The sequence below is a fragment of the Micromonospora sp. CNZ297 genome (assembly GCF_007827625.1).
This window is the reverse complement of sequence record NZ_VISU01000014.1, coordinates 80,908-104,612: the sequence shown is the minus strand read 5'-3', so window position 1 is coordinate 104,612 and position 23,705 is coordinate 80,908. Positions and strand designations below refer to the sequence as shown.

Annotated in this window: 9 protein-coding genes (1 of these 9 running past the window's edge); 8 read left to right on the top strand and 1 reads right to left on the bottom strand. The window is 76.1% G+C overall.

Going from position 1 to position 23,705, the window contains the following annotated elements:
- The 8 genes in view from FB454_RS22960 to FB454_RS22925 are tightly spaced (each overlapping or abutting the next) and all read left to right on the top strand, a layout consistent with a single transcriptional unit that may run on beyond the window.
- Positions 1-609 carry the 3' portion of a hypothetical protein gene (locus FB454_RS22960; protein WP_013285801.1) on the top strand. The gene continues 543 nt to the left of window position 1, outside the view, so 609 of the gene's 1,152 nt are visible here — the last part of the coding sequence; its start codon lies off the left edge, out of view; the stop codon is at positions 607-609.
- Positions 606-1,961: a DUF6002 family protein gene (locus tag FB454_RS22955; protein WP_145752322.1), complete on the top strand. Its 1,356-nt coding sequence runs from the start codon at positions 606-608 to the stop codon at positions 1,959-1,961. The genes FB454_RS22960 and FB454_RS22955 overlap by 4 nt, the downstream gene beginning before the upstream one ends.
- Positions 1,958-4,318 carry a non-ribosomal peptide synthetase gene (locus tag FB454_RS22950; protein ID WP_013285803.1) on the top strand — a complete coding sequence of 787 codons (2,361 nt, stop codon included), beginning with the start codon at positions 1,958-1,960 and terminating at the stop codon, positions 4,316-4,318. The genes FB454_RS22955 and FB454_RS22950 overlap by 4 nt, the downstream gene beginning before the upstream one ends.
- On the top strand, positions 4,315-5,964 hold the full coding sequence (locus FB454_RS22945; RefSeq protein WP_013285804.1) for a beta-ketoacyl synthase N-terminal-like domain-containing protein: 1,650 nt from the start codon (positions 4,315-4,317) through the stop codon (positions 5,962-5,964). Before FB454_RS22950 ends, FB454_RS22945 begins: the two co-directional genes overlap by 4 nt.
- Positions 5,961-9,473, top strand: coding sequence for a non-ribosomal peptide synthetase (locus FB454_RS22940; protein WP_071095483.1), 3,513 nt, complete (start codon positions 5,961-5,963; stop codon positions 9,471-9,473). The genes FB454_RS22945 and FB454_RS22940 overlap by 4 nt, the downstream gene beginning before the upstream one ends.
- Positions 9,470-11,785 (top strand): lantibiotic dehydratase, encoded by a 2,316-nt coding sequence (locus FB454_RS22935; RefSeq protein WP_145823454.1) that lies wholly within the window; start codon positions 9,470-9,472, stop codon positions 11,783-11,785. The genes FB454_RS22940 and FB454_RS22935 overlap by 4 nt, the downstream gene beginning before the upstream one ends.
- Positions 11,782-16,119 (top strand): type I polyketide synthase, encoded by a 4,338-nt coding sequence (locus FB454_RS22930; protein WP_145823453.1) that lies wholly within the window; start codon positions 11,782-11,784, stop codon positions 16,117-16,119. Before FB454_RS22935 ends, FB454_RS22930 begins: the two co-directional genes overlap by 4 nt.
- Complete coding sequence (locus FB454_RS22925) at positions 16,116-21,422, top strand: non-ribosomal peptide synthetase/MFS transporter (RefSeq protein ID WP_145823452.1); 5,307 nt, start codon at positions 16,116-16,118, stop codon at positions 21,420-21,422. Before FB454_RS22930 ends, FB454_RS22925 begins: the two co-directional genes overlap by 4 nt.
- Here FB454_RS22925 and FB454_RS22920 read toward each other — a convergent pair.
- Positions 21,390-23,705, bottom strand: coding sequence for a lantibiotic dehydratase (locus FB454_RS22920; protein WP_145823451.1), 2,316 nt, complete (start codon positions 23,703-23,705; stop codon positions 21,390-21,392). The genes FB454_RS22925 and FB454_RS22920 overlap by 33 nt on opposite strands.

Here is a 23,705-nt window from a genome sequence, read left to right as displayed (position 1 = left end):
GTGGCGACGCTCGCCGCGTGCCTGGACGCCGCGCTCGGCCGTCCCGGCCAGCGCCGCCTGGCGGTGCTCGGCCACCACGCCCACCTCGCCGCGCCCGGCCCGGACGACGAGGACACCGCCGAGGTACGCGCCTGGCTGGACGGCCGGCCCGTCCCGGACGTCACCGGGCTGCTCGCCGGGTACCGCGCGCTTCCCCGGCCGGAGCTGAACGCGCTCGCCGGGCACGCCGGGGCCGCCCTGGTGGTTGCGCTCGCCGCCGGTGACGAGGTGACGGCGAGCCTGCCCGGCCCGCTGGGACTGCCGGGCGGCTATCCGGTCCGGCTCACCGGCGGCCGGACCGAGCTGCGGCTGCCGGCCGAGCTGCCGGTGGCGCAGGCGGTCGCCTGGAACACCGCCGCCGGGCGCCGCGACGGCGTCGAGGTCGGCGGCGGCCACGTCCGCTACCCGGAGCGCGCCCGGGCCGCGCTGGCGGCGTACCGGCCCGACCTGGCCGGCGGCTGGCACGCGAGCGAGCTGCCCGAGATCGCCTGCCGGTTCACCGCCCTGCGTGACCATCTGCGAACGGTGCCGCCGGCGCCGGCCCGGAGTGTGTTGGAGGAAGCCCGATGACCGTGACCACCCCGGCCACCCGCAACATGATCACCGACTACTACGACGTCATCGCGTCGGCGGTGCGCCGGTGCGGCGCGGTCCCCGGCGACGCGCCCGGCACGCCCGGCTTCGCGCCCGGCTTCGACCTGCCCGAGCTGACCCTCGCGGTACGCGAGTTCTACGCCGCCGCCACGGTCAACTGGTCCCCGCTGGGCCACTACGGCGGGCACGACCTGACGATGCTCGACCTGACCGCCAACCCGGGCACCCGGACCACGAAGACGTTCGCCTCGATGGTGATCGTCGCCCGCGCGGTGGAGCACATCCGGCGTACCGGCGAGCGGCTGTGCATCGTCACCCCGACCTCCGGCAACAAGGGCGTCGCGCTGCGCGACTCGGTGGCGCGCGCGTACGCGGCCGGGCTGGTGACCCCGGAGCAGCTGTCCATCGTGGTGCTGGCGCCGGCGGCGACCCGGCACAAGTTCCGCCACGACGCGCTCGCCGCCGATCCCGCGACCCGTGCGGTCAACCCGCTGCTGCGGTACACCGGCGCGGATCCGGAGGGCGTGAAGGCGCTCGGCCGCGCGTTCGTCGACGAGTACGCGGCCACCGCGTACGACAAGCACGGCGTCACCCTCTGGTACACCCTCGACCTGCGCAACTACCTGGTCGCCGACGCCGCCCGGGCCGCCTTCGAGGCCGACGTGTCGCCGGCCACCGGTTCCCGCTGGCACGCGCACGCAGTGTCCAGCGCGTTCGGCCTGCTCGGCTACAACCTGGGCCGCGACGTGCTGGAGGCGACCGGCGACGCCGACCCGGCCGACCGGCCCGGTTTCCTGCTCGTGCAGCATCTCGGCACGCCGGACATGGTGCTCAACCTGCGCCACGGCTCGTTCGAGCGGGACCACTGCCCGGCGTACACACTCGACGAGAACCGGGGCGTCTGGACGCAGGACGCCGACCTGCGCTTCCCGGCCGTCACCGACGACCCGGCCGAGGTGCTCGACCCGACGTTCTACACCCACCGCCCGGTGACCTCCCCGGCCATGAACGCGCTCGTGCGGCGGCACGGCGGCGACGGCATCGTGGTGTCGCGGCGCGAGTGCGTCCGGCGCTACCCGGTCGCCCGGCAGTGGCTCGCCGACGCCGGCCTGACGCTGCCCGAGGACCCGGCCCGGCTGCGGGAGTGGTCGATCCTGATGGCGCTGACCGGCGTCTGCAACGCCGTCGACCGGGGCCTGGTGCCGGCCGGGCACGAGATCGTGGTGCACGGCACCGGCAGCTACTGCGACGACTTCCGGATCGCCGAGCCCGACGCCGAGGTGTCCACGCTCGCCGACGTGGTCGCCGCCGTCCTGGACCAGCGGTGAGCCCGTCCCCGCAGCCGCTCGGCCCGCCGCCGCGGCTCGCCGCCCGGGCGCAGGCCGCGGGCGTCGACCCGGCCGCCGTCGTCCTCACCGCCACGGCCCTGGTGGTACGCCGGTACACCGGATCCCCTGTGGTGACGCTGCGGCACGGCGACGACCCGGTGACGCTCGACCTGACCGCCGACGCGCCGATCCGGGAGTTGTGCCGCTCGCTGTGCCCGGCGCCGCCGGACCAACCGGTCGACGCCACCGTCGAGGTGAGCGCCGACCTGGCCGGCGTCACCGTGTCCGGGCTGCCCGCCGCGTACGCCGACGACCTCCGCGCCGACCTGGCCGAGTTCCTGTCCACGCTGGACCCGGACGCCTCGTCGGCGGGGGTGCTGCCGTCGGCTCGGTACGAGCGGCGTCCGGCGCCGGACCTCTGGCGGCTGCACGGCGGTGACGGCACCGAGGCCGATCGGGTACGCGGCGACACCATCCCGGCCGCGTTCGCCGCGGCGGTGCGGGCGTACCCGGAACGGCCGGCGGTGCTCGCCGACGACGCGACTGTGACCTACCGGGAACTCGGCGCGGCAGTCGCCGCGACCGCCGAAGCGCTGGCCGGGCCGGGTGACGTCACGGCGCCGGTGGCGGTGCTGTGCCGCCACGGCGTCGCCACGATCACCGGCATCCTGGCGGCGCTGGCGTCGGGGTCGCCGTACGTGCCGCTGGACCCGGCGTACCCGGCGGCCCGCCTGGCCGCGATGCTGCGCGACGCAGGCGTCCGGGCGATCGTCGCGGACCCCGGCCACGAAGGGCGGGCCGCCGCGCTCGCGGCCGACGCCGGGCTGGAGCTGCCTGTCGTGTCGTTGCGCCGGGGCGAACCCGGCGTGCCGGTGCCGTCCGGGCCCGCGCGCCCGGACGACCCGGCGTACGTGCTCTACACCTCCGGGTCCACCGGGAAGCCGAAGGGCGTGGTGCAGAGCCACCGCAACGTGCTGTTCGGCGTCCGCAACCACGTGCGCAACTTCGCCGTCCGGCCGGACGACCGCACGAGCGTGCTCACCTCGTTCGGCTACGACATGGCCGTCACCGACACGTTCAGCGCGCTGCTGTCCGGCGCCGCCGCCGTCCCGGTCGACGTCCGCACGCACGGCCTCGGCCACCTCACCGGCGCGCTCGCCGACCGGGGCGTCACCGTCTACCACTCCACCCCGACCGTCTTCCGGTACGTGGTGGCGAGCCTCGGAGAGCACGGGCGGCTGCCGTCGGTCCGCGCGGTCGTCCTCGGCGGCGAGGAGGTCACCCGGCACGACGTGACGCTGGCCCGGCGGTCGTTCGCGCCGGGCGTGGTGTTCGTCAACGGGTACGGCACCACCGAGATCAGCTTCGCCGCGCAGCACCACCTGCCGCCGGACGCCGACCCGGGGCGCGCAGTCGTGCCGATCGGGCATCCGTTGCCGGGCGTCGAGGTGGTGCTGACCGACCCGGCCGGACGCCCGGCCTGCCTCACCGGCGAGGTGGTCGTGCGCACCCCGCACGTCGCGCTCGGATATCTGGGCCTGCCGGAGCTGACCGCGGCCCGGTTCACCGAGCAGGACGGGGTGCGCGCGTACCGGACCGGTGACATCGCGCGGCGGCTGCCCGACGGCATGCTCGTCTACCTGGGCCGCGGCGACCGGATGGTGAAGATCCGCGGCTACCGGGTGGAGCTGGGCGAGATCGAGGCCTGCCTGGCGGCGCTGCCGAGGGTGGCCCACGCGGCGGTGGTGGCGCGGCGGGGCGCGTCCGGCGCGGGCGAGCAGGAGATCGTCGCGTACGTGGTCGGCGCCGCCGGGACGGTCGTCGAGCCGGGAGCGCTGCGGGAACGGCTGGCCGCTGTGCTGCCGGACTTCATGGTGCCCCGGGCGGTGGTGGCGGTGCCGGAGTTGCCGATCGGCCCGACCGGCAAGCTCGACCAGGCCGCCCTGCCCGACCCGGACGCCGGCCGCCCGGACGTCGGAGGGCCGCACGCGGGGCAGCCGGCCGCCGGACGCCCGGCCGCCGGGGGACCGCCGGCCGGGCCGGTCGAGCAGACCATCGCCGCAGGCTGGTGCGCGGTGCTCGGACTGCCCGCAGTGGACCGCCTGGTGAACTTCTTCGAGGCGGGCGGGCACTCGCTCCAGCTCGCCCTGGTGCAGGGGTACCTGGAGGAACACCTCGGCCGCCGGGTGCCGCTGGCCCGGCTGGTGGAGTTCCCGACGGTGGCGGCGCTGGCCGCGTACCTGGAGAGGGCCGGGGACGCCGCGGGCGTACCGGAGGACGGCCGGCTGACCGCGGTCGGACGCCGGATGGCCCGCCGCGCCGCCGCGCGGGCCGCCGGCGGGGAGGGACGGGCGTGAGCGAGGACGACCGGATCGCGGTGGTGGGCCTGTCCTGCCGGGTACCCGGCGCGGACGACGCGCCGGCGCTGTGGCGCAACCTGCTGTCCGGGGTGGACTCGGTGCGCCGGACCCCGGCCGGCGAGGGCGTGCCGGGCGGACCGGACTGGGTACCGGCGTTCGGCCGGCTCGACGACCTGGAGGGTTTCGACGCGGACCTGTTCGGCTGTCCCGCCGCGGCGGCGGCGCTGCTCGACCCGCAGCACCGGCTGTTCCTGGAGGTCGCCTGGCACGCCCTGGAGGACGCCGGGATCGACCCGGACCGCGACCCGGCCCAGATCGGCGTGTTCGCCGGATGCGCACCCAACCGCTACCTGCACCACCACCTGCTGGGCAACCCCGCGCTGGCACCGGCGGCGGGCACGCTCGCCGAGGACTGGGACGACGCGCTGACCGGGTCCGGCTGCGACTACCTGCCGACGCGCACCGCGTTCGCGCTGGGGCTGTCCGGCCCGGCCGTGGCGGTCCAGACCGCCTGCTCGACCTCGCTCGTCGCGGTGTGCCAGGCCGGGCAGAGCCTGCTGGACTACCGCTGCGACGTGGCGATAGCGGGCGGCGCGGCGGTGGTGTCCACCCGGCAGGCCGGGTACCGGCTGCGGCCGGGCGGGCTGCTGGCCGCCGACGGGGTGTGCCGCCCGTACGACGCCGCCGCCACCGGGCAGGTGTTCGGCAACGGCGCCGGGGCGGTGGTGCTGAAGCGGCTCGCCGACGCCCGCGCCGACGGCGACCACGTGTACGCCGTGCTCGCCGGGTGGGCGGTGAACAACGACGGCGCCGACCGGCCCGGATTCACAGTGCCGGGCGTGTCCGGCCAGGCGGCGGTGATGGCGGAGGCGCTGGCGTCGGTCGGCTGGGACGCGGCCGACGTGGGCTACCTGGAGGGCCACGGCACCGGCACGCCGGTGGGCGACGCGATCGAGGTGGACGCGCTGGCCCGGGTACGCCGGAGCGCCCGCGCCCCGCTGCTGCTCGGCTCGGTGAAGGGCAACCTCGGCAACCTGGACGCCGCGGCGGGCGTGATCTCCCTGATCAAGGCCGTGTACGCGGTCCGCACCGGGCAGGTGCCGGGTACCGCGCACTTCACCGCCGCGCACGACGACATCGACCTGGCCGCCGCGGGCGCCGAGGTGGACGCGCAGACCCGGCCGTGGGCCGGGGAGCGGCGCGCAGGTGTCAGCTCGTTCGGTCTCGGCGGCACCAACGCGCACGTACTCGTCGAACCCGCGCCCGCGACGGACGAGCCGGACGCCGGGGCACCCGGCCCGGTGGTGCTGGGGCTGTCCGCAGGCAGCCCGGCGGCGCTGCGGGAACTGGCCCGTCGGCTGGCCGTCCGGCTGGCCGACGGCGACCTGGCGGTGGCCGACGTGGCGCACACGCTCGCGGTGGGACGGCGGCGGCTGGCGTACCGGGACGCGGTCGCCTGCGCCGACGCCGGGGAGGCGGTGGCCGGGCTGACCGCGCTCGCGGCCGGCGACCCGGTCGACGGCGACGAAGCAGTCCGCGCCTGGCGTGCCGGTGCCGACCTGCCCGTGCCGCCGGGGCGGCGGGTGCCGCTGCCCGGCTACCCGTTCCGGCGGACCCGGCACTGGATCGAGGCACGACGATGACCGGCCGCGACGATCAGCGCGACCAGCAGGTCGGCCCCGAGCTGCCCTACCCGCAGGTGTGCCTGCCCGACCTGGTCGCCGCGCACGCCCGGCGGCGTCCCGGCGCGCCGGCCGTGGTGCAGGGTGACCTGACGCTCAGCTACGCCGACCTGGCCGGCCGGGCCGCCGCGCTCGCCGCGTCGCTGCGGGACCACGGCATCGGCGCGGACGACCTCGTCGGCGTCTGCGTGGACCGCCGCCTGGACCTGGTGGTCGCGCTGCTCGGCGTGCAGGCCGCCGGCGCCGGGTACGTCCCGCTCGACCCGGCGCTGCCGCCCGGACGGTTGCGGGAGCTGGCCGCCGAGGCCCGGCTGCGCGTCGTCGTGGGTACGCCCGCCGCCGAGACGTTCACCGGCCGCACCGTGCTGGACGTCCCCGCCGCCACCGCGCCCTGGCAGCCGACCCCGGCGACGCTCGCCACCACGGCGTACGCGATGTTCACGTCCGGGTCGACCGGGCAGCCCAAGGGCGCGGTGATCGAGCACCGGGCGCTGACCGAGAAGGTCACCTCGATCGCCGAGTTCTCCGGGTTCGGCACGGCGACCCGGTGCCTGGCGTTCGCCTCGATCGGGTTCGACGCGTCGGTGGTCGACATGCTCGCCCCGCTCGCCGCCGGGGGCACAGTCGTGCTCGCCGGTGACGCCGAGCGGGCCGACCCGACCCGGCTCTACCGGATCTGCGCCGATCAGGCAGTCGACGTGGTGGTGCTGCCGCCGCCGATCCTGCCGCTGCTGGACCCGGACCGGCTTCCCGGCGTACGGCTGGTCATCACCGGCGGCGAGGCCACCGGCCCGGAACAGGTCGGCCGCTGGACCGCGGGTGGGCGCCGCTTCATCAGCGTGTACGGCCCGACCGAGGCGACGGTGCTGGTGACCTGGTTCGAGGGCAGCGGCGACTGGACGCGGCCCATCCCGATCGGCCGGCCCGCCGCCAACCACCGCATCCACCTGGTCGACGACGAGCTGCGCGAGGTCGGCCCGGGGGAGATCGGCGAGGTGCTCGCCGGTGGTCCGGGGCTCGGCCGCGGATACCTGTTCGACGCCGCCCGTACTGCGGAACGGTTCCTCCCGGACCCGTTCTCCGGCCGGCCGGGGGAGCGGCTCTACCGCACCGGTGACCTGGCCCGGTGGCTGCCGGACGGGAGCCTGGAGTTCCTCGGCCGGGCCGACCGGCAGGTGAAGATCCGCGGGCAGCGGATCGAACTGGGCGAGGTCGAGGCCGTGTTGCGCCGCCACCCGGACGTCGACCTGGCCAGCGTCCAGGTCCGCGCCGGCGTCGGCGGTCAGGAACTCGTCGCGTACGTGGCGACCGGCCTGGACGCTGCCGAGCTGCGCGACTACTGCGCCCGGCTGCTGCCGCCCGCCGCCGTACCGGCCCGGATGCACACGATGCCCGCGCTGCCCATCACCATCAACGGCAAGATCGACACCGAGCGGCTGGCCGAGCTCGACGTCGCCGGACCAGCTTCCGTGCCGTCCGGCGAGCCGCCCGCCACCGACACCGAACGCCTCGTCGCGCAGGCGTGGGCGGCGCTGCTGGACGTGTCCACTGTCGGCCGCGACGACGACTTCTTCCACCAGGGCGGGCACTCGATCACCGCGATGCGGCTGGTCGCGGACCTGCGCGAGCGGCTGGGCCGCGACCTCGCCATCGAGGACGTGCTGGTGGGGCGGACGCCACGCGGCATCGCCGCCCGCGCCGACGCCGCCGCCGGAACCGGCCCGGCCGACGCCGCCGTCAGGGGACGGCCACCGGCGCTGTCCCCGGCGCAGCAGCGGCTGTGGTTCCTCGACCGCTACTTCCCGGCCGCCGCGTCGGCGTACAACGTCGCGTTCGCCGAACGGATCACCGGCCCGCTCGACGTGGCGGCGCTCGCCACGGCACTCACCGCCGTCGCGGACCGTCAGCAGATCCTGCGCTGGCGCATCCCGGAGCGCGACGGCGTGCCGTACGCGGTCGCCGACCCGTCCACACCGGTGCCGCTGCCGGTACGTGACCTCGCCCCGGGCATGGACCTCGCCGGCCACCTCGCGGCGAGCGCCGCCACGCCGTTCGCGCTGGCGACCGACACGCTGTGGCGGGCCGAACTGATCCGCACCGGCGACGACGAGCACGTGCTGGCCGTCTACGCCCACCACGCCGTGTTCGACGGCTGGTCCCAGTCGCTGTTCTACGCCGACCTGGCCGCCGCCTACCGGGCCGCGCTCGGGGACGGGCCGCCGCTGCCGCCGCTGCCCGCCACGTACGGCGACTACGTGGCCTGGCGCGCCGACCGTGCCCGGCGCCGCGCCGCCGCCGACCTGGACTGGTGGCTGGACCACCTGACCGGGGCGCCTGTGGTGCTGCGACTCCCCGGGGGACGGGACCGGCCGGCCGAACAGACGTACACCAGCGCGACGGTGCGTACCCGGCTGGACCGGGCCGCCACCGCCGCGCTCACCGACCTCGCCGCCGGGCTCGGTGCGACCCCCGCCGCCGCCGTGCTCGCCGCGTTCGCGCTGGTGCTGGCCCGGCGCACCGGCCTACCCGACCTGGTGGTGGGCACCCCCACTGTGGACCGGCGCGCCGCCGACTTCGAGGCGATGGTCGGCTTCTTCATCGAGATCGCGCCGCTGCGGCTGCGGCAGACGCCCGGGGCCGGGTTCGCCGCGCACGTCCGCGCCGCCTGGGAGGAACTGCTCGCCGCGCTCGCCCACCCGGAGGCACCTGTCGAACGCATCGTCGGCGGCCTCGGGCTGGGCGGCCTGCTCGACCGCAGCCCACTGGTGCAGGTGCTGTTCAACATGTACACGTTCGACGAGCCCCGGCTGGACCTGGCCGGGCCGGCCGCCGAACCGGTGCCGGTGCCCGCGCCCGGCTCACCGTTCGACCTCACGCTCTACGGCATCACCCGGGACGGGCGGCTGCGCGTGGAGATCGTCTTCAACCCGGACGTCTACGGCGAGACGCTGATCAGCGACGTGCTCGCCGACGTCGAGCGGTTGCTGCGGGCCGGCGCCGCCGACCCGGAGCGGCCGGTGGCCGAGCTGCCCGCCTGGACGGCCGTCCCGGCCGGAACGGCCGACGGCGTGCCCCGGGCCGCCCGGGTGAACCGGACCGGAGGCCGCGCCGGGGTGCCCGCCGCCCGCCCGGCCACCGCCACCGAGCGGCGGATCGCCGCGGTCTGGTGCGACGTGCTCGGCGTACCGGAGGTGGCCGCGACTGACAGCTTCTTCGACGTCGGCGGCGGCTCGCTCGCGGTCGCGGTCGTGCAACGGCAGCTCAACCGGCTGCTCGGCACGAACCTGCGGGTCGTGGACCTGTTCCACCACCCGACCGTCCGCGCGCTCGCCGCGCACCTGGACAGCCTCGGTGCGGCGTCGTCCGGCGAGGACGCCGAGGACGAGGCGGTGGAACGGGCGGCACGCCGGGGCGCGCTGCGCCGCCAGCGGGTCCAGCGCCGCCCGGTGGTGGAGGAGGAGCCGCGGTGACGTACCTGGTCCCCCTCGGCGACACCGGCTGGTCGGTGTGGCGGGACGTGCTGCTGCGCAGCGCCGGGTTCCCCGCCGACGGACTGGACCGGTTCGCCGCGCCGGACTGCGCCGAGGCCGCCGACCGGCACCTGAACGGTGACCTGGATGAGACGGCGTTCACGGCCGCGTACGCCACCGCCGTCCGGGCGTCGTCGGCGGCGCTGTGCGGGATCGCCGCCGACCCGCTGTTCCGCGAGGCCGTCGCCTGGCAGAACCCGGAGGCGCTGGTGGCGCTGGACGGGCTGCTCCGCGACGGACCGGACGCACCCCGCAACGTCCGCCGCCGGGGCCGGGAGAACGTCGTCGCCGGGTACTGGCAGCGCTACGTCGCCAAGTGCGAGACCATCGGCTTCTTCGGGCCGGTGTGCTGGGGCGCCGTGGCACCGGGTGCGCCCGGTGTCACCGCCGTGCCCGGCCCCGGGCTGCTCCGTCACCGCGCCGTCCACCTCGAACACTGGGCGCTCGCCGCGTACGCGGACCGGCTGGCCGCCGACCCGCAGGTCCGGCAGTGGCTGGCACCGGTCCGGGCGCCGCACGTCCACCTGGAGGGCCGGGTCGTGCACCGGCCCGCCCAGCGCCCGGAACCGGTGTCGCTGAGCGAGTCGATCGCGCTGTGCCGGTGCGACGGCGCCCGCCCGGCCCGGGACGTCGTCGACGACCTCGTGCGTGACGGGCAGACCGGCGTACGCCGCGCCGAGGAGGGGTTCCTGCTGCTCGCGCAGCTCGTCGAGCGAGGGCTGCTGCGCTGGGACTTCGACCTGCCGCAGGGCTTCGCCGCGCAGGGCCACCTGCGGGAGCGGATCGCGGCGATCGGTGACCGGGAGTGCCGCACGCGGGCGCTGGACGGGCTGGACCGGCTGGCCGCCGCCCGGACCCGGGTCGCCGACGCCGCCGGTGACCCGGCCGCGCTCACCGGCGCGCTGTCCGCGCTGGACGCCGAGTTCACCGCGCTCACCGGGCTGCCGCCGCGCCGCCGGGCCGGGCAGAACTACGCCGGGCGGGCGCTGTGCCACGAGGAGACCGCACGCGACGTGGACCTCACGGTCGGCGGCGGCCTGCTCGACTCCCTGGCCCCGGCGCTGGACCTGCCGCTGCGGGCGGCACGCTGGCTCACCGCCGAACTGGCCACCGCGTACGGCGACGCGCTGCGCGACCTGTACGACGACCTCGGCGGCGACGGACCGGTCCGGCTCGGCGACCTGTGGTTCGTCGCGCAGGGGCCGCTGTTCGGGCCCGGCGACCGGCCCGTGGACCGGGTCGCGGCCGAGTTCGCCGCCCGCTGGGAACGGGTGCTCGGACTGGCCGGACTGCCCGAGGGAACGGCCCGGGTGGAGTTCGGCGCGGCCGAGCTGGCGCCCCTGGTGGCCGACCGCTTCCCGGCGACCCGCCCCGGCTGGAGCGCGGGCCGGGTACACAGCCCCGACCTGCAACTGTTCGCCGAGTCACCCGAGGCGCTGGCCGCCGGCGAGTTCGGGGCGGTGCTCGGCGAGCTGCACGCCGCGTACGCCACGTTCAACGCCGAGCTGTTCACCCACTGTCACCCCGACGTGGACCGGCTGCGGCGCGCGTACGCGGCCGACCTGGGCCCCGGACGGCTGCGTCCGCTCTACCCGGTCGACTTCCCCCGCGTGGGCGGACGGTTGTCCGCGTCCCTGCACGGGCCGGACGACCACCGGCTCGCGTTCGCCGACGCGCCCGGCGCGCCGCGCGACCGGCTCGTGCCGGCGAACGCGGCGATCGTGTCCGAGGTGGACGGGGTCCTGGTGGCGACCGGCCCGGACGGCACGCGCTGGCCGCTGGTCGAGGTGTTCTCCGACCTGATCGCGGTGCACGCCGGTGACGCGTTCAAGCTGATGACCGACCGCCCGCACAGCCCCCGGGTGACAGTCGACCGGCTGGTGCTGGCCCGGGAGACCTGGCGCACCACTGTCGGGGCGACCGGCCTGGCCGACGCCGTAGACCAGGCGCGGCGCTACCTCGCGGTACGCCGCTGGCGGGCCACGCTGGGCCTGCCGGAACGGGTCTTCGTCCGGGTGGCCACCGAACTCAAGCCCACCTACGTGGACCTGACCAGCCCGCTCTACGCCAACCGGCTCTGCCTGCTGCTGCGCGCCGCCCGGCGGGCCGGCGGCGACGACGTGGCGGTGACCGTGTCGGAGCTGCTGCCGGCGCTCGGGCAGGCGTGGCTGCCCGACCGCGCGGGCCGCCGCTACGTCAGCGAACTGCGCCTGCACATCAGCGATTCGGCCGAGCCGGAGGTCATGGCGTGAACGAGACAGTGGAGCCGATCGCGATCGTCGGGCTCAGCCTGCGCGTGCCGGGGGCGGCGTCGGCGGAGCAGTTCTGGCGCAACCTGGTCGTCGGCGCCGAGTCGCTCACCCGGTTCACCCACGCGGAGCTGCTGGCCCGGGGCGTCCCGGCGGAGCAGCTCGACGATCCGGCGTACGTGCCGGTGGCCGCCGTGCTCGACGGCGTGGACCGGTTCGACGCGGAGCTGTTCGGAATGAGCCCCCGCGACGCGGAGCTGACCGACCCGCAGCAGCGGCTGTTCCTGGAACACGCGCACGCCGCGCTCACCGACGCGGGCTGCGACCCGGCCCGCTACGACGGCGAGATCGGCGTGTACGCGGGCGGCAACGCAGACCTGTACCAGTGGCTGAACGTCCGGCGGAACCCGCGGGCGCTCGCGGACGCCGGTGAGCTGCGCGTGTCGCTCGGCAACAAGCCGGACTACCTGGCCAGCACCGTCGCGTTCCGGCTCGGCCTGCGCGGCCCGGCGATGACGGTGCAGACCGCCTGCTCGTCGTCGCTCGTCGCGGTGCACCTGGCCGCCGAGGCGCTGCGCAGCGGCGAGTGCGACACGGCGCTCGCCGGCGGCGTGTGCGTGGAACTGCCGCACGGCGTCGGGTACGTCGCCGACAAGGGCTACACCTCCGCCGACGGGCACTGCCGCCCGTTCGACGCGGACGCCGACGGCACCGTCTACGGCAGCGGCGTCGGCGTGGTCGTGCTCAAGCGGCTCTCCGACGCGCTCGCCGACGGCGACGACATCAGGGCGCTGGTCATCGGCAACGCGGTGAACAACGACGGCTCGGCCAAGGCGAGCTTCACCGCGCCGAGCGTCACCGGTCAGGTGGAGGTGGTCACGCAGGCGCTCGCGGTGGCCGGCGTCGCCCCGCGTTCGGTCGGGTACGTCGAGGCGCACGGCACCGGCACCGTCCTCGGCGACTCGATCGAGCTGGCGGCGCTGAGCACGGCGTACGGGCGGCGCACCGCCGAGCGGGGCTGGTGCGGGGTCGGTTCCACGAAGGCCAACATCGGTCACCTCAGCGCGGCCGGCGGCGTGATCGGCCTGATCAAGACCGTGCTGTCGATGCGGCACCGGCTCATCCCGCCCACAGGCAACCACGACCGGCCGCACCCCGACATCGACATCGAGGCGAGCCCGTTCTACGTGGTGTCCACGCTGACCAAGTGGGAGCCCGAGGACCAGCGACCGCTGCGTGCCGGCGTCAGCTCGCTCGGCCTCGGCGGCACCAACGCGCACCTGGTGCTCCAGGAGGCGCCGCCGCACGTACCCCCGGAGCCGGGTCACGGCGGCGGCGAGCTGCTCCAGGTGTCCGCCGCGACCCCCGACGCGCTGGCCGCTGCCTGTGCCCGGCTGGCCGAGCGGCTCACCGGCGCGCCCGATGTGGAGCTGCGCGACGTGGCGTACACGTTGCGGGAGGGCCGGCCGGAGTACCGGCACCGGGCCGCCGTCGTCGCTGTGGACCGGGGCCGGGCGGCAGCGGCGCTCACCGACCCGAAACGGCGCGCCACCGGGGACGCCGCCGCGCCGCCCCGGGTGGGCCTGCTCCTGCCCGGCCAGGGCGCGCAGCACCCCGGCATGGGCGCGCACCTGGCCGCTACCGAGCCGGTGTTCGCCGCCGCCGTGGACGAGTGCGCCGCGATCCTCGGCTGGGACGCGAACGAGATGATCTTCGACGCCGGACCCGGTGCGGACGAACGGCTGGCCGGACCGGCGGTGGCGCAGCCCGCGCTGTTCGCCGTCGAGTACGCGCTGGCGACGTTGTGGCGGCACTGGGGTGTCACGCCCGCCGCGATGATCGGCCACTCCGTCGGCGAACTGGTCGCCGCGACCGTCGCCGGGGTGTTCGACCTGCCGGACGCGCTGCGGCTCGCCGCCGCCCGGGGCCGCCTCGTGCAGGCCGCGCCGGAGGGCCGGATGCTCGCCGTGCAGCGCGGCGCCGACGAGATCGCGGCGCTGCTGCCCGACGGTGTCGCGGTGGCGATCAGCAACGGCCCGCACACCTGCGTGCTGGGCGGCGCGCCGGAACCGGTCGCCGCCGCCGAGGTCCTCCTGCGCGAACGCGGCATCGGCTGCACGCCGCTGCGGTCGCCGTACGCGATGCACGTGCCGCTGCTGGCGGCGGTGCGCGACGAGTTCGCGGCGCTCGTGGCGGCGGTGCCGCGCCGGGCGCCGGACCTGCCGGTGTTCTCGGCCGCGACCGCCGCGCCGTTCACCGACGAGCAGATCACCGACCCGGCGTACTGGGCCGACCAGCTGTGCCGGCCGGTGCGGTTCGGCGCCGCAGTGGCCGCGCTCGCCGCGACCGGCGCCGCCGACGACTGGCTGCTGCTGGAGTGCGGTCCCGGCCGGCAGCTCGCCGGTCTGGCCCGGCTCAGCCTGCCGGCGGGGGCCCGGGCACCGCTGCGCACGCTGCCCGCGCCGGGGGAGCGGCTGACCGACAGGCAGACCGCGTACGAGGCTGCCGGTCGCCTGTGGTCGGCCGGGGTGCCGGTGCGGCTGCCCGCCTCCGGCACGCCGCGCCGGGTGCCGCTGCCCGGCTACCCGTACCAGCGCGCCCGGTACTGGATCGACCCGGAACCGGTGGCCGCGCCCGCCGAACCGGCCACCGACGAGCGGTACGACGACGGCGTGGTCGAGGTGCCGGTCTGGCGCCAACTGCCCGACCTCGCGCCCGTCGAGGCGCCCGGGCCGCTGCTGCTGTTCGCCGCCGGGGAGCGCGGCACGGCGCTCGCGGACCGGCTGCGCGAGCGCGGCGCGGACGTCACAGTGGTACGTCCCGGACCGGCCTTCGCGGTCCGCCCGGACGGCTACCGGCTGCGCCCGGCCAGCGTCGCCGACCACCAGCGCCTGCTCGACGAGTGCGCCGACGACGGCCGGGCCGCCCGGATCGTGCACGCGTGGGCGCTCGACGGCGACCCGGCCGGCCCGGACGCCGACGCCGTGGCGGCGGCCCAGGAACACGGGTACCTCGCGCTGCTGACCCTGCTGGAGGCGCTGCCTGCCGTTGACGTGACGCTGGACGTGGTGACCGCCGGGACGGCCGACGTGACCGGTGCCGACCTGCTCCGCCCCGAACACGCCACAGTCGCCGGGGTGGTGCGCTCGGTGCCGCTGGAACGTCAGGGACTGCGCTGCCACTGGGTGGACGCCGACCCGGCCGAGCCGGGCGCGGACGCGCTGGCGGACGAGCTGCTCGGCGCCGAGCGGGCCGAGGCGGTCGCGCTGCGGCTGGGCGGGCGCCGCTGGACGCGCGGGTTCGCGGCGGCACCGGCGCGCCGCCGTACCGGGCCGGCAGTGCGCGACGGCGGGCGCTACCTGATCACCGGCGGACTGGGCCGGATCGGCGGGGCGTTCGCCGCCGAACTGGCCCGCCGGGGCGCCCGGCTGGTGCTGGTCGGCCGTACCGCCCAGCCGGACCTGGTCGAGGTGCTGGAACGGGCCGGGGCGCAGGTCCGCCACGTGCGCGCCGACGTGACAGACGTGGACGCGCTGCGGGCGGTACGCGCCGACATCGAGGACGACCTCGGCGGACTCGACGGCATCGTGCACGCCGCGCGGCTGCCCGACACCGGGCTGTCCACCGGGTCGCGGCCGGCCGAGGCGACAGCCGAACTGCTGCCGAAGGTCACCGGCGCGCTGGCGCTGCGCGCGGTCTTCGGCGATATGCCGCTCGACTTCGTGCTGCTCAGCTCCTCGGTGACCGCGCTCGCCGGCGGCCTGGGCCGCGCCGACGACACGGCCGCCAACGCGTTCCTCGACGCGTACGCGCGCAGCCCGCACGGCTGGCGGTCGCCGGTGCTGTCGGTGGCCTGGGGCGCGTGGCGGGAGGAGGGCGTACCCGACCACGACGGGCTGGCCCCGGACGCGGCGGTGCGCGCGGCCTGCCGGGTCCTCGCCGAGGGACGGACCGGCTCGGTGGCGATCGGCGCCTACACGGTGGAGGCGGTCGCCGGGCACGAGCGGCGGCTCGCCGCGACCACGGCGGCCACCGCCTCGACGGTGACCGCCGCCGACGGCGACCTGCAGGACACCGTCGCCCGGATCTGGCGTGACGTGCTGGGCGTGACCGAGGTCGGCCCGCACGACGACTTCTTCCGGCTCGGCGGCACCTCGCTCGTGGCCGCGCAGCTGGTGCTGCGCATCCGGCAGGCGGTGGGCGCCCGGCTGTCCATGCGGGTGCTGTTCGACGCGCCCACCGTCGCGGCGATGGCCGCCCGGATCGAGTCGCTGCGCGCCGCCCCACCGGCCGAGGCGCCCATCCCGCGCCTGCGCCGACCGGTACGGCCGGGATGACCGAGTCACGCCACGACGTCACGCCGGTGGACGACGTCTACACCGTTCCCGCCTCGTACGCCCAGGAGCGGGTCTGGTTCACCGCCCAGCTCAGCCCCGGGCAACCGCTGTTCACGATGACCGACGCGGTCACCCTGCCGACGGGCACCGGGCCGGAGCAGGCGCTCGCCGCGCTGCGGACGGTCACCGACCGGCACGAGGCCATGCGCACCACGCTGCGCCTGCACGACGGACGGCTCTACCAGGACATCCACCCCACGGTCCCGGTGGAGTTGCCGGTCACCGACCTGTCCGCGCTGCCCGGGCCGGAGCGGGACGCCGCCCGCGCCCGGATCGTCGCCGAGTACGCCCGCCTCGACCTGCCGATGGACGCGGCCCCGCTGTGGCGGGCCCGGCTGCTGCGGCTCGACCCGGACACCTGGTGGCTGCTGTTCGCCGGGCACCACGTCATCCTCGACGGCACGTCCCTGCTGCACCTGCGCGCCGAGCTGACCGAGCTGTGCGCCGCCGCCGTCGCGGGCCGCGCGCCGGACCTGCCCGAGCTGCCGATCCAGTACGCCGACTACGCGGCCTGGGAACGCGACCGCCTCGACGGCCCCCGGTGGGACGAGCTGCGCGACCACTGGCGGGAGGCGCTGACCGGCCTGCCCGCCGTGCACGCGCTGACCACCGACCGGCCGCGCCCGGCGACGCTCACGTTCGACGGCGCCGACGTCCGCCGGACGCTGCCCGGGCCCGTGACGGCGGCGCTGCCGGAGCTGTCCCAGCAGGCCGCCGCGACCCCGTTCATGGTGCAGCTGGCCGCCTACGTGGCGCTGCTGCACCGGCTGTCCGGAAGCGACGACGTGGTGGTCGGCATGCCGGTGGCCGGCCGCGACCGGGCCGAGCTGGAACCGCTGCTCGGCATGTTCATGAACATGCTGGTGCTGCGCGTCGACGTGTCGGGCGACCCACCGTTCCTGACGCTCGTGCGCCGGGTCCGCCGGGTCGTGCTCGACGCCTGGGACCACCAGGACATGCCGTTCCAGAAGCTCGTCGAGGAGCTGGCGGTACGACGCGACCCGGGCGTGCCGCCGCTCTACCAGCTCACGTTCCACCACCTGCCTACCGGCCGGGGTGAGGCGTTCGGCGGCGCCATGGACGACCTGTCGCTGGAGATCGCCGGGGACGAGCTGCGGCTGGAGTACCGCACCGCGCTGTTCGAGCGCGCCGCGATGGAGGCGTTCGCGGACCGCTACCTGCTGCTGTTCGCCGCCGCCGTGGCCGCGCCCCGGACCCGGGTCAGCGCGCTGCCGGTCATGCCGGACGCCGAGCACGCGGCGGTCGTGACCGGCTGGAACGCCACCGCCGCCCCGGTGCGCCGGACCACGCTGGCGGAGCTGTTCGACGCCCAGGCCCGCCGTACGCCGGACGCGGTCGCGCTGGTCGACGGCGACACCCGGATGACGTACGCGCAACTGTCCGACGCCGCCGAGCAGGTGGCGCGACGGCTGGTCGCGCACGGCGTGGGACCGGAGTCGGTGGTCGCGATCCACGAGCCCCGCTCCCGCCGCCTGATCGCCGGGCTGCTCGGCATCCACCGGGCCGGTGCGGCGTACCTGCCGCTGGACCCGGACCACCCGCCGCAGCGGCTGGCCTTCATGCTCGCCGACGCCGGCGCCGGGGTGCTGCTGGCCGACGAGCTGCCCGACGGGTTGACCGTCCCGGGCACAGTGCTGCCGCTGACCGCGCCGGACCGGCCGCGCACCGCCGGGGGCACTGCCGCCGGACCGGGGAACGCGGCGTACGTGATCTACACGTCGGGCTCCACCGGGCGGCCGAAGGGCGTGGTCAACGAGCACGCCGCGATCGTCAACCGGCTCGACTGGATGCAGGACGCCTTCGGGCTCGGACCGGACGACGCGGTACTGCACAAGACGCCGATCGGGTTCGACGTGTCGGTGTGGGAGGTGTTCTGGCCGCTGCTCGTGGGCGCGCGGCTGGTGCTGGCCGCGCCGGGCGGGCACCGCGACCCGGCGTACCTGCGGGAGCTGATCGAACGGGAGCGGATCACCACGGTCCACTTCGTGCCGTCGATGCTCGACGCGTTCCTGTCCACCGCCGGCCCGGGCGACCCGGCCCGCTGCGGGTCGCTGCGGCGGATCGTGTGCAGCGGCGAGGAACTGCCCGCCGACCTGGCCCGCCGCGCCGTGGCCGCGATCCCGTCGGCGGCGCTGCACAACCTGTACGGACCCACCGAGGCGGCGATCGACGTCACCGCCTGGGCGGCCACGCCCGAAGCGCTGACCGGCGTGACCCGGGTGCCGATCGGCGGGCCGATCCGCAACGTCCGCACCTACGTGCTCGACGAGGCGATGCGGCCGGTGCCGGCCGGCGTGGCCGGGCAGCTGCACCTCGGCGGCGTGCAGGTGGCCCGCGGCTACCTGAACCGCCCCGGACTCACCGCCGCCTCGTTCGTCCCCGACCCGTTCGGTGAGCCCGGCGGCCGGCTGTACGCCACCGGCGACCTGGCACGCTGGCGTACCGACGGGACGCTGGAGTTCCTCGGCCGCATCGACGACCAGGTGAAACTGCGGGGCCTGCGGATCGAGCTGGGGGAGATCGCCGCGGTGCTGCGCGAACAGCCGGGCGTCGGCTCCGCCGCCATCGTCGTCCGCGGCGCCACGCCCGCCGAGCAGCGTCTCGTGGCGTACCTGACGGGGGAGGCCCCGGACCCGGCGGAGCTGCGGGCGGCGCTGAAGCGGCGGTTGCCCGAGTACATGGTGCCGTCGGCGTTCGTCACGCTCGACGCGCTGCCGCTGTCCGCGAACGGCAAACTCGACACCGCCGCGCTGCCCGCACCCTCGTCCGGCGTCGCCCCCGCGCAGCGCCGTCCCCCGGTGACCCCGGTCGAGCAGACCGTCGCCGCCACCTGGCGCGACGTACTGGGCGTGCCCGAGGTCGGCCTGGACGACGACTTCTTCGAGCTGGGCGGTCACTCGCTGCTGGCGATCCGGATGCTGGCGCTGCTGCGCGAGGCGTACGGGCAGGTCGACGTCGGCGTGATGGACGTGTTCGCGCACCCGACGGTGCAGGGGCTGGCCGCGCTGATCGACGCCCCGGCGGACCAGGAACGGCAGCGTCCGCTGCTGTACGAGCTGACCCGGCCGGTCCCGGCGGCCCAGCGGGTGCGCTCGTACGTGTGCGTGCCGTACGGCGGCGGGCTCGCCAGCATCTACCAGCCGCTCGCGGACGCGCTGCCGGCCGGGCACACGCTGTTCTCCGTGGCGATCCCCGGCCACGACGTCGGCGTCCGCGACACCGAGCTGCCCTTCGACGAGCTGGTCGAGCGGTGCGTGACCGAGATCCAGGAGCGGGTGGACGGCCCGCTGGTCCTGTACGGCCACTGCGTCGGCGGCGCGCTGCTGACCGGCATCGCCCGGCGGCTGCACGAGCGGGGACGCCCGATCGAGGCGATCTACGCCGGTGGCGTGTTCCCGACCGCCCGGCCGGACAACATGCTCGGCCGGCTCGTCGACTGGGCCGACTCCCGGGGCGCGGACCGGCGGTACGAGACGTTCCTGCGCTCGATCGGCGCGGAACTGGCCGACCTGGACCAGGCGCAGGTCGACCGGTTCGTGCACCACGTACGCCGGGAGGCCGCCGAGGCGCAGGAGCGGTTCACCGAGTGGCTGGACGGCGAGCCGGTCCGGGTGCCCGCACCGGTGATCTCCGTCGTCGGTACCCACGACGTGCTCACCGAGTACTACGAGGAGCGGTACCGCGAGTGGAGCTTCCTCGGCGAGTCCACAGCGCTGGTGGTCCTGGACGAGGCCGGGCACTACTTCGTCAAGCAGCGGGCCGAGGCGCTCGCCGAGGTGCTCACCCGTACCCATCCCCGGCTCGCCGAGCCGTCCGCCGCGCCGCGACAGCTCGCCGGTAACGGCTGGGCACTGGCGGCCACCAGCACCGATCCGGTCACCGCCGAGACCGGCGTGCAACCGGGCGTACGCCGGTTCCTGGCCATCACCGCCAGCCAGCTCATCTCGTCGACCGGCTCGGCGCTGACCCAGTGGGCGGTGCCGGTCTGGGTCTACCTGGAGACCGGGTCGATGCTGTGGTTCGGCCTGTCCGGGGTGATCGCCTACCTGCCGGCGCTGCTGGCGCTGCCGGTCGCCGGCGCGGTCGCGGACCGGTTCGACAGGCGCCGCGTGCTGCTGGCCGCGTGCGCGACGGCGGTGACAGCGGAGGCGCTGCTGGCGCTGCTGCTCTGGACCGACCGGCTGGGACTGGCGGCCGTCTACACGCTCGTGTGCGTGCTCGGCGCGGCGTCGGTGTTCCAACGCATCACCTACCTGGCCGCGATCCCGCAGGTGGTGCCGAAGCGCTACCTGGGGCACGCCAACGGCATCGCGCAGCTCGCGGTCGGGCTCAGCTCGCTCGCGGTGCCGCTGCTGGCTGCGGGCCTGCTCGCCGCGATCGGCCTGGCCGGCGTCCTGGTCATCGACATCGTCAGCTACGTGGTGGCGATCGGTGTGCTGGCCGCGGTGCGGTTCCCCGACCTGCTCGGCCGGCGTCGCAAGGAGCCGTTCCTGGCCGAGCTGATCGGCGGGGCGCGGATGACGTGGGCCGAGCCGGGCTTCCGGGCCATGCTGGGCTTCTTCTCGCTCTACAACCTGTGCCTGGCGAGCCTGCTGCTGGTGCCGCCGATGGTGCTCGCGTTCGGCACGATGGGCCAGGTCGGCACCGTGGCGTTCGCCGAGGCGCTCGGTGCCGTCCTCGGTGGACTCGCCATCGCCGTGTGGGGCGGCCCGACCCGGCGCCGGATGCCCGCGCTGATCGCCATCGCGTTCGGCGTGGCGGTCAGCCTGGTGCTCAGCGGCGTCCGCCCGAGCCTGCTGCTGGTGGCGCTCGGCAGCTTCGGCGTGGGCCTGGGCCTGGGCCTGCACAACGGCATCTACCTGTCGATCATCCACGTGAAGGTGCCGCAGCGGTTCCACGGCCGGGTGCTGGCGATCATCCAGACGCTGACCTGGGCGACGCTGCCGCTGGGCTTCGCCGTGCTGGTGCCGCTGAGCGGGTCGCTGCTGGAACCGATGTTCGCCCCCGGCGGCGCGCTGGCCGGCAGCGTCGGCGCGTTGATCGGAACCGGCCCCGGCCGGGGACTCGGGTTCGCGTTCGTGGTGTCCGGGCTGGCCCTTGCCGTGGTGGCGCTCGGCGCCTACGGCGTACGCCGGCTGCGCCTGTTCGACACCGAGACCCCCGACGCGCCGGCGGACGCCACCGAGTGGCTACCGCGCCTGCGCCGGGTCGACGATCTGTAGCCGCAGTTCCGAGGCGTACGCCCGGCCGGCCCCGTCGGTCAGCCAGGCGTCGTCCGGGCCGGGCAGCAGCTCGGTGACGGTGAGCCCGACGCCGTCGCCGCCCTTGGTGTGCGCGCCGCGCAGCAGCGTGCACAGCAGCCGGGTGTAGACGCCGCTGGTCAGGTCCACGTAGCTGGGTTTGAGTTCGGTGTCGACCCGCACGAAGATCCGCTCGGGCAGGCCGAGCGCGAGCCGCCAGCGCCGTACCGCGAGGTAGCGTTCCCGCTCGCCCTTGACCGTGTGCAGGCCGGTCTCGCCCACAGTGGTGCGCCACGTCTCGCGGACCAGCACCAGGTCGTCGACTGTGACGCGCGGCGTGCGCCCGGCGTTGCCGGCCAGCTTCCACGTGTCGAACACCTGGTAGTCGAACAGCGGCGCGAACACCTCCAGCAGCGGCCACCGCCGCCCGTCGTCGGCGTGCGCGGTCAGCGTGCCGTCGTCGTCCGGCCGCACGGTCAGGGTGGTGATCGGCACGAGGCGGTCCGGGTCGGCGCCGGGAGCGCTGACGAACCCGAGCTGGGCGTCGCCGGGCCCGTGCAGCCACTCCGCGATCCGGGCGGTGTGCCGGGGCCAGTCCACCGGCGGCAGCAGCCGGACCCGGCCGCCGGGCAGGTCGGCGCGCATCCCGTCGCGCAGCCGCTGCGGGTCCGGGTGCCCGTACGCGAAGAAGTGCGTGTCGAACGCCGCCAGGGCCACGTGCAGCTCGCCGAGCACGACTGTGAAGTCCCCGCGCAGCAGCGCCGCCTCGTCCGGGGCGCACACGTGCACGTCCGGGCTGTGGATGCGGGCGGCGGCCCAGCCGGGCGCGTCGGCGGGGAACGCGGCGGCGACCCGCTCGGTCAGCGCGGCGGCGTCGAACCGCAGCTCCCGGGCGTCGGAGTCGGCGTCGGCCAGGCCGAGCACCGTCGCCCACCGGTCCAGGAACCCGGCGGTGACGGCGGCGGCGGGCGGATCCGCCCCGAACACCACCGCCTGCGCCAGGAACCACAGGTCGGCCACCGGCACGTCGTCGGTGGCCGACTCCGCCGCGAGGTCGCGGTACAGGGCGGCCAGCGCGTCGGCGTACGCCTGCCCGATCGCCGCGGTCAGCCACCGCGCCGACAGCAGCAGCGGTTCCAGCGGCGCGAGCCGTTCCAGCAGCGCGTCACCGAAGCGGACGTCCAGGTCGCGGACCGTCTCCAGGTGGCACAGCGTGCGCCCGGCGTACACCTCGCCGGGCTGCTGCCGCGCGGCCCGGCCGGTCAGTTCCACGAACCGCCGGTCCAACGCGGACATCGCCGCGGCCAGCGCGTCCGGGCCGTCGGCGGCGGCCACCGCGTCGCGCAGGTCGCTCACCGTCGCGAGGTCGCCGAGCACCCGCTCGCGGACCGTGTCGTCGCCGATCGCGGCGAGCTGATCGCGCAACGCGTCCTCGGCGGTGAGGTCGACCGGCAGGTCGAAGCCGATCCGCAGCACGCCGCGCCCGGCCAGGTCGTCGAGCTGCGCGTGCACGTCAGCGGCCCGGCGGAAGCCGCTCGCCGGGTCCGCGAGCAGCGCGGCGACCAGGTCGGCCACGCGCGGTCCGCGCCGCGCCAGCGCGAGCAGCGCGGCGGTCGCCGCCGGAAGCGTCTGCGGTGGATGGTGCGGATGCCGCAGCACACGGTCGCGCAGGCTCAGGTGCGGGGCGAGCCGCACCGGCAGCCAGTCCCGCACGCCGGGCACCCGGGCGAAGGCCTCCGCGAGCGCGTCCAGGCCCCACCGCTCCAGGAACACCTTCCGGGTACGCGTCAGCGCCGCGCCGGGACGCACCGTCGCGACCGGACCGCTGCCGCCCAGCTCGGTCCAGCAGATCGGGCCGAAGAAGCCCACCGTGTCGTTCTTCAGGCAGTACCGCTGCCAGTACTTCGCGACGACCTCCTCCCGGTGCCGCCGGCGCAGATTGCGCGGGGCGTGCGGGCCGTCGCGCCGGATCGCGTCGACGGCGAGCAGGACCGCCGGGTTCTGCCAGGTCAGCGCCGTACGGAAGGCGTCGTCGCAGGCGATGTCGTAGACCGCCTGCCCGAGGTCGGCCGCGGCGGCGTCGAACGCCGCAGCGAACTCCGCGGCGTCGCCGTCCCCGCGCAGGTGCCGGTCGGCCGCCTCCGCGAGCGCCGGAGCGGCGAACCGGCTCATCCCGTCGGCCGGAAAACCGGCCGACCGGAGCAACGCGGAACGCCATACGTGCCAACGGGTTCCGGGCAGGGACGTGAGATGCTCTCGGGGCAT